This window comes from Nostoc sp., from assembly GCF_036917515.1.
Taxonomy (GTDB): domain Bacteria; phylum Cyanobacteriota; class Cyanobacteriia; order Cyanobacteriales; family Nostocaceae; genus Nostoc.
Map to the genome: position 1 here is coordinate 24,439 of NZ_JBALDE010000019.1, position 11,838 is coordinate 36,276.

Annotated in this window: 8 protein-coding genes; all 8 read left to right on the forward strand. The window is 42.8% G+C overall.

The genetic code is table 11. The annotated features are described in order from the left end of the window. Positions 1-699 precede the first annotated feature (699 nt). Positions 700-2,577, forward strand: a complete 1,878-nt coding sequence (scyA, locus tag V7K89_RS01845) for a scytonemin biosynthesis protein ScyA (protein WP_335184047.1) — start codon at positions 700-702, stop codon at positions 2,575-2,577. Positions 2,578-2,880: 303 nt separating this feature from the next. Continuing rightward, entirely contained in the window at positions 2,881-3,939 is a 1,059-nt protein-coding gene (gene scyB, locus V7K89_RS01850; RefSeq protein WP_335184048.1) for a tryptophan dehydrogenase ScyB, read from the forward strand. 25 nt (positions 3,940-3,964) lie between these two features. After that, entirely contained in the window at positions 3,965-4,936 is a 972-nt protein-coding gene (scyC, locus tag V7K89_RS01855) for a scytonemin biosynthesis cyclase/decarboxylase ScyC (protein ID WP_335184049.1), read from the forward strand. 88 nt (positions 4,937-5,024) lie between these two features. Further along, the gene (locus V7K89_RS01860; RefSeq protein WP_335184050.1) at positions 5,025-6,305 is read left to right on the forward strand and encodes a ScyD/ScyE family protein; all 1,281 of its coding nucleotides are present in this window, start codon (positions 5,025-5,027) and stop codon (positions 6,303-6,305) included. Between the two features lie 134 nt (positions 6,306-6,439). Continuing rightward, positions 6,440-7,810: a ScyD/ScyE family protein gene (locus V7K89_RS01865; RefSeq protein WP_335184051.1), complete on the forward strand. Its 1,371-nt coding sequence runs from the start codon at positions 6,440-6,442 to the stop codon at positions 7,808-7,810. A 172-nt stretch (positions 7,811-7,982) separates the two neighbouring features. Continuing rightward, the gene (scyF, locus tag V7K89_RS01870) at positions 7,983-9,179 is read left to right on the forward strand and encodes a scytonemin biosynthesis PEP-CTERM protein ScyF (protein ID WP_335184052.1); all 1,197 of its coding nucleotides are present in this window, start codon (positions 7,983-7,985) and stop codon (positions 9,177-9,179) included. 292 nt (positions 9,180-9,471) lie between these two features. Beyond that, a complete protein-coding gene (locus V7K89_RS01875; protein WP_335184053.1) occupies positions 9,472-10,761 on the forward strand; it encodes a glycosyltransferase family 4 protein in 1,290 nt (429 codons plus the stop codon). A gap of 18 nt (positions 10,762-10,779) precedes the next feature. Then, positions 10,780-11,838 (forward strand): bifunctional chorismate mutase/prephenate dehydrogenase, encoded by a 1,059-nt coding sequence (gene tyrA, locus V7K89_RS01880; RefSeq protein WP_335184054.1) that lies wholly within the window; start codon positions 10,780-10,782, stop codon positions 11,836-11,838.

Consider the following 11,838-nt stretch of genomic DNA (forward strand, 5'->3'; position numbering starts at 1 on the left):
CCTTTACGAAAAAATATAATAGTTGTCTAAGTCCTAAAGCAAAAGAATTGACAACTAGATCAAAAGATTTTCTATTGTAAATTTGGTGATCTATCTTGGCAGCGATCGCAAAATATCAATTTTTTACAGCGACTAAGTTGAAAATGTCATAATCACGATAAAAGCGAAAGAATTGACACCCCGATCAAAAGATTTTACATTGCAAATTAGGATTTAATCATAGTACTGATCGCAAGTTAAGAACCTCCCCAGGCGCTTTAGTCAGTAGATCAGTACTATTAAAGCTAACTATATTAAGCTTTGTAAAGATTATGAGACGTGCTTGAATTAAGCTTAGTTGCTAGTTTACATCCTTTTAGATGATTTAGTTTTTCCCCGCCAACCTACTAAGCACTGCAATCATCCCAGTAGAAGCGAAAAATTTGACACTCTTTATCAAAAGATTTTTGATTGCACAATAGTCTTTACCTCCTTTATTCTGGTAACAAGAAGTACAGCCTAGATTGATTGCTGTATACTTTTCAAAAATTTTTGGTAGTGTGCTCACAACCATCAATCAGCAGCGATTAACCGTTTCTAGAATCGACCAAGCTAGGTCATGGGTGTAAAGACAACAGAGTTGTTTGTATTAAAAATTACCAATGCTGTGATTGTAAACTAAAAAGCCTTTGTGTAACTTTCTGTAATTACCTGAAACCAATGAGTCAAAACTATACTGGTTCAAATCCTCTCATCACCACTGAGCCATACAAGGAACTTCCAACAAACAGCGATGTAAAATCTACCTCTGACTCTCGTAAGCTTGATGAATCAGAGAATAGTAAGGGAATTCAGCCTTTTTTAAACGATGAAATAGCCCCAACCCTCTCAGTTGCCGGTGCGATCGCTCAAATGTTGGAAAATTTGGGAGTAGGCTACGCTTTTGGTGTCGCCGGTGGTGCAATGGCCAGCCTTTGGGGTGCGCTATCCAATAGCAGCATAGAAGTGTTGAACTTCCGCCATGAATCCGGAGCCGCATTTGCCGCCACTGAAGCTTACTTTGCAAATAATCGCCCCACTGTAGTTTTTACCACAGCAGGTCCGGGGATCACCAATGCGATCACCGGATTATTTGCAGCTCGTGGGGAAGGTGCCAAGGTAATTTTGCTGTCAGCTTGCACCTCAGCACCACAGCGTGGACGCTGGGCAATTCAAGAAACCAGCACTTATACCTTGCCCAGTGGGGGAATTTTTACCTCAGGAGCGCTATTCAACTATGCAATCACGATTGAATCTGCGGCTCAACTACCGCAGATTTTTCGTAAATTGGCTTTAGCGATGGCGCAACCAGGTGGATTTGTTGCCCATTTGAGTATTCCTACCGCAGTGCAAACAAGTTTAGTTGAGAATATAGCCTTACCCCAACTAGATGTTTCTCCGTTTGGGATCACTGCTTCAAAAGAAGCGATCGCTAAATCTGTAGAGTTATTATCATCTGGCCCCTTTGCTATCTGGGTTGGTTTCGGTGCGCGTGACGCAGCAGCCGAAATCCTCCAACTTGCTGAGAAAACTGGAGCCGCGGTTATCTGCTCACCTCGTGGTAAAGGTATCTTCCCCGAAGATCATCCCCAGTTTGTGGGTGTCACTGGTTTAGGCGGTCATGCTTCCGTCTTAACTTATATGGAACAGCAACCTCCACTACGCACACTCGTATTAGGAACCCGCCTTGGCGAACCGACTTCCTTCTGGAGTTCGGCGCTAGTTCCAAAAGGAGGCTTTGTCCATGTCGATATTGACCCAGAAGTGCCAGGTGTAGCCTATCCACACGTTGAAACTTTTGGGGTTTGCTCTGATATCAAAGCTTTTGTGCAAGAGTTGTTGCAGCAATTACCAGATGCTCCTGATTCCACAATCTCCCTACCTCGTCCAGAACACAAAGCAATTGAACCTGCTCCAGACGTAGACTATCCAGTGCGACCAGAAGTATTGATGGCAGCAATTCAAAAGCTCGTTGTTGAGGGTAGCGATGCCGTAGTCATGGCAGAATGCGGTAACTCTTTTACTTGGTCAACACATCTACTGCAATTTGCCCAAGCCAATCGCTACCGAGTCAGTACCGGAGTCGGCGCAATGGGTCACGCCGTCACAGGAGTGTTGGGTGCAGCATTGGCAAACAATGGCAAAGCTGTAGGGATTGTTGGTGATGGAGCAATGCTGATGAATAACGAAATCAGCACAGCCGTGAAGTACAAAATTCCTGCTATCTGGATTGTACTCAACGATGCGCGTTACAACATGTGCCATCAAGGGATGAAAATCTTGGGATTAACGGGTGCAGATGCAACAATTCCACCGACAAACTTTGCGATGATTGCTCGTGGGATGGGAGCAGAAGCGATCGTCGTCGTCAGAGAGTCGGATATTGAAGCCGCATTAGAACAAGCGATCGCATCAACTGTTCCCTTTTTAATTGATGTAGTGATTGATGCCGATCGCCCAGCACCTTCTGGTGGACGTAATAAAAGTTTGGCAGCCCAAGGAATTAAATCAACTCCCGCGAAAAATGCAGCCAAGCAAGTTTCATTTCCAATGATTTGATTTTAAAAGCTTGCAATCTCATTCAATTCTTATAGACACTAAAACACTCCAAAAAGGCGGAATTTACAACGCAGTTTGGATTAGTCCATTCAGTAAAACATGAAGGATGAATTTAGAAGCGGCAAAAACTTTATTCTAGGCAACAACTACACCTACAAAGCTGGAATGTCTTATTTTTGAAGATTACTCTTTTCTAACTTCATCTTATCTTAATATTCAAGAGTGTTTTTGTGTCTATTTCTTTATATTTTGTAATGGTCATTACTTTCTCTAAACAATTCCAACCAATATCGAGAGGTGAAAATGCTGCTATTTGAAACTGTTAGAGAAATGGGTCACGAACAAGTTCTCTTTTGTCATGGTAAAAATCCCGAAATTAAAGCAATAATCGCCATTCATGATACGAGCTTGGGCCCAGCAATGGGAGCTACAAGACTTATGCCTTATGTCAACGAAGAAGCTGCTTTAAAAGATGCACTGCGTCTGAGTCGGGGAATGACATATAAAGCAGCCTGTGCAAACATTCCGGCCGGTGGGGGAAAAGCAGTCATTATTGCTAATCCTGAAAATAAAACAGACGATTTGTTGAGAGCTTACGGACGTTTTGTTAATAGTCTAAATGGACGTTTTATTACCGGACAAGATGTTAATATCACTCCTGACAATGTACGGACAATTAGTCAAGAAACCAAATATGTTGTTGGGGTATCAGAAAAGTCCGGTGGCCCTGCTCCGATAACATCACTAGGAGTTTTTCTCGGAATTAAAGCTGCTGTAGAATCTCGTTGGCAGAGTAAAAGACTTGATGGCATGAAAGTTGCAGTTCAAGGCTTAGGAAATGTCGGGAAAAATCTCTGTCGGCATCTACATGAGCATGATGTCCAGCTTTTTGTTAGTGATGTAGATCCAGTAAAAGCACAAGAGGTAAAACGACTTTTTGGCGCAACTGTTGTAGAACCAACCGAAATTTACTCACTTGATGTAGATATCTTTGCTCCTTGCGCGTTAGGAGGAATTCTTAATAGTCATACAATTCCTTTCCTGCAAGCAAAAATTATTGCTGGTGCAGCTAATAATCAATTGGACAATGAACAATTACATAGTCAAATGCTTGCTAAAAAAGGAATTCTTTACAGTCCTGATTATGTAATTAATGCCGGAGGGCTAATCAATGTTTATAACGAAATGATTGGTTATGACGAAGAAAAAGCTTTTAAGCAAGTACATAACATTTATGACACGCTATTAGCAATTTTTGAGATTGCTAAAGAGCAAGGAGTTACTACTAACGATGCTGCCAGACGATTAGCAGAAGACCGGATCAATAATAAGCGAACCAAGACTAAAGCGATCGCAGCTTAATTATTATTATCTTCAGGAGTGAACAATGGAAAAAAATACCTTTGCGACATCAGCTTATATTGCGACTTCACCAGAGAGCGCCTTTAACTACCTTTGTAGTTTAAAGAATTTAGATGAATGGACGCTTTACAGCCGGATGAAAGAGCAAATTGATGAAGATACCTGGCTCGGAAGTGCATCCGGTTATCACAAAAATCTTTACTATCACGTTAAAAAACTAGAAAATCCACTTTTCTACGGTATTGAGTGGCATTGTGGATTAGAGTATCAGAAATATTTTCAGGTTTATCCTGTTTTGCTGTTTCCCACCGACTACATTGAGCCAGGAACAGATGAAAAAGGTGTGTATTTTCACTGGTTGAGCTTTGTCGATCCCAAACGGCAGACTCAGATGATTATGCAGGGAATTCACACAGTACACACTTCTGAGTGTCGTTCTCTTAAAGGTAATTTAGAACGTAAAGCTGGTTTGACCGCAGCAGCCAAAGGACGCTATTTTATTGATACTGACACTATTTATGTTGATGCCCCAATTGAAATCGGCATTGAATACTTGAAAGACCTAAAAAATATAGATGAATGGGCACATTTACTACGACCAAATGGTGAGATTGGTCTTGATTCAGGAGAATTCAAAGATGAATATGACCAGAAGGTAAAAGTTTCTGTGCGAGTTCATAGTCTGAGTAAATACTACTTGGTTGAACAAGAACACTTTTACCCAGACTACGAATATTATCAGCGTTCTGTAGCGTTACTTATCCCAACTGCATACTCTTTCGCCGATCCTGAAGCTTCAGGTTTCATTCTGCATCGAATCACATTCTGGAAAACAGATGCAACTGTTAGTCACGGCAAACTTCAAATTGAAGACTTTGGTGCTGAGAGCATGAACATCAAACGTTTACTCGAAGCCAAAGCAGGCAACCTAAAATCATTTGATCGGGGAATGAGCTATCTACCAAAAACTCCAGAATCACTAGTTACCAATTACTAAAACCTCAGCGTCCCTCTGCGCTTCCCTCAGCGTTCTTTGCGTTTAAAATTCACCCCTCAATTCCCCACGATTAGCTGTATTGCAACACATGAAACTCAAGCCACTTACTATTACTATCCTTACTTTTTGTGTTGCCGCTTTTTCGGGAATGAAAGCTGCGTCAGCCGCATCCTTTTCAGTAATCGCCGACGGTCTATATAATGCTGGTGGTCTGAGCTTTGGCCCTGATGGTAATCTCTATGTTACAGAGGCGGGAATCGGGGGAAGTGGAGCTTGTGTTCCACCAGCAAGTGGTCAAGGCAATTCTTTATGCTATGGCACAAGTGGGGCAGTTAGCAAAATTGAGAATGGTAAAACCGAGCGCATACTGACAGGACTTCCTTCTATAGCATTACCAGATGGTACTGGAGCAGGTGGCCCTCGTGATATCCAATTCGATCAGAAGGGTAAACCTTATGTTCTGATTGGGTATGGGGCGAATCCAACCTTTCGCGATCGCAATTTGGGTAACACTGACCTCGGTAAAATCATTGCTCCCGACTTTAATACCAATTCCTGGACGAGTGTTGCAGATTTAGCTAACTATGAACTCGCCAATAATCCCGATGGTGGTGATGTCGATAGCAATCCCTTGGGTTTTGTCATAGATGGTAATAAGTTAGTTGCAGCTGATGCAGGTGCAAATGACTTACTGGGTGTCAACATTGGTGGCAGTAATTTGCAAGCTATTACCACCTTCCCTAAAGACATCTTGACGAATCCAGTCTTTCCACCTTCTGATACCCCATCCAATGAGCCGGCACAGGTTCCATCTCAAGGTGAACCAGTGCAATCGCAGTTTGCAACTCAAGCAGTACCCTCAAGTGTGGCAAAAGGCCCAGATGGCGCTTATTATGTCAGCCAATTTACTGGTTTTCCCTTCCCAGAAGGTGGCGCAAAAATCTATCGAGTCGGTGCTGATGGCAAGCCAACAGTCTTCGCTGATGGTTTTACCCAACTCACAGACCTGCAATTTGATTCTGCGGGCAATTTATATGCTTTGCAGTACGCCAATCAGTCAGCTTGGAAGGGTGATTTTGATGGTTCTGTAATCAAAATAGCTCCTGATGGCACACGCACAACTCTTCTGAGTGGCAATGGATTAGAGTCACCTAGCGCTCTGACCATTGGTGCTGATGGTGCAGTATACGTCACCAACCGAGGCGATCGCCCAGGAGAAGGACAAATTCTCAGAATTGAGAATAGCAAATCTGTCCCTGAACCTGATTCTGTTTTAGGTGTATTAGCGATCGCTGCCTTAGGCGTTGGTTTGTTGCACAAGAAGAGACTTACACAACCACCCATAGATAGAGTTGTGGCGCTCAAGTAAAGAGTTTCAAACCAATATCAGTGCCTCTAAAAAGGGCATTGTCTACTCTGCGTTTCTCAAAAACTGGGATTCGTTGTCTTTAAAACCATAAAAGTTTCCCCAAACAAATTACTTAACTCTCAATTTCCAAAGGTATGAAACTCAAGTCATTTGCTCTTACATCTGTTACATTTTGTTTTACTGCTATTTGTGGAACACTATCTGCACAAGCTGCAACCCTAACGACAGTTGTCGATGGAGTCAGTAATGCACGGGGTGTTAGCTTTGGCCCTGACGGCAGTCTCTACGTAGCAGAGCCAGGTATCGGCGGTAACGGAAATTGCCAACCATCTCCGAGTACCCTGTTTCAGCCTATCTGTGCTGGTAATACTAGTTCACTTGTCAAAGTTTCACCAGACGGGACCAAACAGCGTCTACTTAATAACTTTCAGTCTTTAGCAGAGCAACCCACTGGCAACCAAGGTGCTGGTATTGAAGATATACAATTTGATTCTAAAGGAAAAGCTTATCTGCTGACTGGCTTTGCTGGTTATCCAGGAAACCGCGATCTAGCAACACTTAACCTTGGTTCGCAATCGGTACTCCCACCACAGCAACTTGCGACTTTCCCACCATCAACACCCGATAAAGTTTTGAATACACCGCTTTTAGCACAACTGTACCAAGTTGACTTAAAGACGGGATCTCTCAACAGTATTTTTGACTTTGCCAAGAATGAAATCACCAAAAATCCAGATAAAGGGGATGTAGTTACCAATCCCTATGACCTGGCTATTAATGGGGATAGTGCTTATGTCGTTGATGGGGGTGGGAACACTGCTTACAAAATTAAACTTGATGGAAGTAAATCCGAGGCGATCGCAATTCCGAAAAACATCATTAGTAAGTCAGATTTACCACCAGGATTACAATTACCTCCTGGGCTATTAGAGGAGCTTCCAGGAGGAAAAGTAGCAATTCAATCAGTACCCACAGGTGGCGCAATTGGCCCCGATGGAGCTTTATACGTTGGCGAATATACGGGTTTTCCTTATCCACAAGGTAAATCACGGATTTTCCGCATCGGTGATGATCTTAAACCAGAAGTTTTTCTGGATGGGTTTACGCACATCACAGACTTAACCTTTGATGAGAAAGGCGATTTGCTCGTCTTACAGTTCAGCGATAAGTCCCAGTTAGGGGGTGACATTACAAATCTACCTGGTTCTCTGATCGAAGTTGCTCCCGATGGCACTCGCACAACACTTGTTGCCGCAGGTCAAGGGCTAGATTCGGCTGATGGAATTGATATTGGCCCTGATGGCAAGATTTATATTACCAATCGCGGTGTCGGCCCAGGACGAGGGGAAGTTGTTCGGGTGGATGGTATAGTTACAACAATCCCCGAATCTAGTTCAGTACTTGGCTTATTAGCACTTGCTGGTGTAGGTGCAACTGGTGCGATCGCCAAGCGCAAACGCCAAGAAAAGTCGGGTGAATTGCTAGCCAAAGCAGAGATAGTCTAATTCCTCTTTACCTGGTGTCAGGTAAAGCTTACAGAAGAGGCTGCTGCCTTACAGAGAAAGTTGCATTTCAAACAAGAGGCAGCAGCCCGAATTTCAAGGTTCCCGAACTGGGACTGGGAACAAAATTAGTCTAGGAAAGAGTATACACTCATACAACTAGGACTTCAAACTCATGGGGTTAGTCAAAAATTTCTCAATCGGCATTCTCGGTACTGGATTCATGGTGCTGGCAACAGTAGCCCAAGCCAAAGCTGTAACATTAAAATACAATAGTAGTATCAGCAGTCCTGGCTTCGGCCCTGGGCAACTGTTTGTTCCCCAAGGCATAGCGGTGGATAGCCAAGGTAATATCCTTGTATCTAACGGACGCGGTGTTAACCCGGATGGTACTCCTAACTACAACCTTGGTGACAAAATTGAAAAATTTAGTCCAAGCGGTGAGTATATTGGAGCAATTGGCTCCGGCGGCACAGGCCCCGGACAGTTTGACGAGCCAACAACTGTAGACTTTAATCCCGTAACAGGGGATTTGTATGCTGGTGATGTTTACAACAACCGCATCAATCAATTCGATTCTCAGGGTAACTTTATTAGATCCTTTGCAAATGGAGATTTTACCCCTCGTATAAATGATCGGCTTTTCTTTGGACCATCTGGTGTAACATTTGACAAAACTGGCAACGTGTACGTTGGTGATTTCAACGGCGAAAGAATCCTTAAATTCACACCTGACGGAAAGCAAATTGGTGTCATTGGTGGCACTGTGGGCACTGGACTTGGAGAAACTCAAGGTGTAGCAGGTATAAGAATTTCCCCAGTCAGTGGAAATATCTTTGTAGCTGACCAGTATAACAACCGCGTTAAAGTACTCGATCCAAATGGTAAACCTCTCTACACATTTGGTTCAGCAGGTAGCGGACCTGGACAGCTTCTTCAGCCAATTGGCATCGAAGTGGACGATCAAGAGAATGTTTATGTAGCTGATTCTATCAACAGCCGCGTTCAGGTATTTGATAAAAACGGTAACTTCTTGACTTCCTACGGTCAACCAGCCTTAGATGCATCAGGCAACCCAGTCCCACCTCCAGCATTAACTGGCCCTCCTTTTGGCAATCCCCTTGACCTCACACCAGGCAGATTTAACTGGACGGGTGGTACAGCCCTCAAAGATGGCAAGCTTTATGTGGGCGATTTCTTCCAAGGTCGCGTCCAAGTGTTAAACGTAGAAGGCACAAAGAAAGTACCAGAACCTAGTTCAGCATTGGGTTTAGCATTGCTGGGACTTGGGGCTGCTACCGTCACATTGCGCAAACGCGGACAACAAAAGCCTGTCTTCAGTTTAGAGAAAGAATTGCAAAAACAGTGTTAAGTTCTGATGCTTAAGTAACAATTTAGTAGGGTGCGTTAGTCAAGGGCATAATGCACCATCTCAAAAATTTTGGTGCATTACGCTTCGCGGTAACGCAATGCCAGTTGCTACTACAGATAGCACAGCGTTAGCGAGTACTCGAGCGTTGGCAGCCTCCGTTCAGACTTCTCTTCGCAATGCACTGGCTCCCTTACGAAAATTTCAGGTTATTAAATCCAAAACAAGGGAAATAAAAACTGGATAACACAACAAAGCCAACATTATCAAGGTGCTTCCAGGACATTAACAGCTCATGCAGATTCTGATTTATTCATACAATTATCATCCAGAGCCAATTGGTATTGCACCTTTGATGACTGAACTAGCAGAAGGGCTGGTAAAGCGAGGGCATCAAGTGCGGGTAATCACAGGTATGCCAAACTATCCTCAGCGTCAGATTTACGATGGGTATCGAGGGAAGTTATACGTTACTGAACAGAAAAAAGGTGTCACTATTCAGCGTAGTTATCTACGGATTAAGTCCAAACCTAACCTTGTAGACAGGCTACTGCTAGAGTTGAGCTTTGTCTTTACGAGTTTGCCACAAGCTCTTAAGGGTGAGCGACCTGATGTAATTCTCTTAACAGTACCGCCGCTACTAGTTTGCTTACCTGCAACCTTTATAGCTTGGCTATACAATTGCCCAATAGTGCTGAATGTGCAAGATATTCTCCCGGAAGCTGCCGTCCGTGTTGGGCTAATTAACAATAAGTGGATGATTCAAGCTCTGGAGGCTTTAGAGAAATTTGCCTACCGAACTGCACATACGATTAGCGTGATTGCCGATGGCTTTGTAGATAATTTAATAAATAAAGATGTACCGCCTAATAAAATTGCCTGCATTCCAAATTGGGTAAATCTAAATTTTATCCGCCCTTTACCGAAGGAGAACAGCTCTTGGAGAGCTACCCATCAACTCGATAATAAATTTGTAGTGCTTTATTCAGGTAATATTGCTCTGACGCAAGGTTTGGAGACAGTAATAGAAGCAGCAGCTCGGTTGCGTCATCTAGAAGAAATTGTCTTTGTCATAGCAGGTGAATCTCAAGCTCTGGAAAGATTGCAAAAACATTGTCTTGTTTGTGGTGCAGATAACGTTTTGCTGCTACCATTGCAACCGCGAGAAAAACTACCACAAATGTTGGCAGGCGCAGATGTGGGGTTGATTGTGCAAAAGAGCAATGTGATTTCTTTCAATATGCCTTCTAAAATACCACTGCTGTTAGCTAGTGGTCGCCCAATTGTTGGTTCAGTTCCCGCCGCTGGTACTGCTGCCAAAGCTATCAAAGAAAGCGGTGGCGGCATTATTGTTGAGCCAGAGTCAGCAGATGCTTTGGCAAGTGCGGTATTGGATTTATATAATCAGCCGGAATTAGCAGCACAATTAGGGCGCAAAGGGAGAAAGTTTGCGGTAAAAAACTATTCCTTTGAGCAAGCGCTAGATCGGTATGAAGAGTTATTTTCTGATGTGATTGCCAAAGAAGCAACAACTTTGGATATCTTGCCCAAAATCAGTTCTAAAGAATCACTTGTTGATATTTGAAAATTGGGGACAAGAAAAATGTCTTTGAAATCCTCTGATTCAGATCGGCTGAAAAAAACTGACCAAAGATTGATCGCTTTATTGAGCGATCGCATATCATTATTAGCAGCATCAGAACAACCTTCTTTAGATGAACAATTGGCTGATGTCGCTCCCTTACTTGCCCAAGCAGGTATTCCTGAGTCTGTTTGGGCAGGTGTAATAAATAGTTGTTATACTACTCTAATTCCTAAATCTGCAACAAATCATCTCATTCCCCGAAAAATTACAATCATCGGTGGATGCGGCAGGATGGGAAAATTATTTAAAGAGCAACTTTCGCTAGTAGGTAACAATGTTAGCGTTCTAGAACATGATGATTGGGAACATGCAGATCAACTGTTAAGTCAGGCAGAATTAGTAATAGTAAGTGTTCCTATTGAGCATACAGTTGATATTATTAAGCGTGTAGCTAAATACCTCGCCCCAACTACCGCTTTGTGTGACATCACGAGTATTAAAGTACAGCCAACTCAGGCGATGCTCAAACATCATCCTGGGCCAGTCATAGGTTTACATCCAATGTTTGGGCCAAATATCAAATCGTTTTTTGGTCAAAAAGTAGTGGTATGTCCAGGTCGAAACGATAGTTCATTTCAATGGTTTTTGGACTTTTTTAAAAGTCAAGGAGCTGAGTTAGTTGCTTGCACGCCTGAAGAACACGATCGGATGATGGTGATTATTCAAGCAACCCAACATTTCTGTAGATTTAGTCTTGGCGTTTTCTTAGCAGAAGCAAAAATTGACATAGAGCAGAGTTTAACAATGTCAACTCCTAACTACCGTCAAGAAATTGATATTGTTAAACGTTTGTTTTACCAAAACCCTCACTTATGTGTGGATATTATGCTAGCTACAGAAGAAAGGTGTGATGCAATTGGCTTTTTAGCTGATACTTACAGCAGTTTGGCAAAACTGGTAGCGATGAAAGATAGAGACGCATTAATTCAAGAATTTGAAAAGGCTCAAAGCTTTTTTGAAGAGAAGATTAACACTTTTCTACAGCCTTTAAATACAACTGCTAAAGCGGCTATTTGA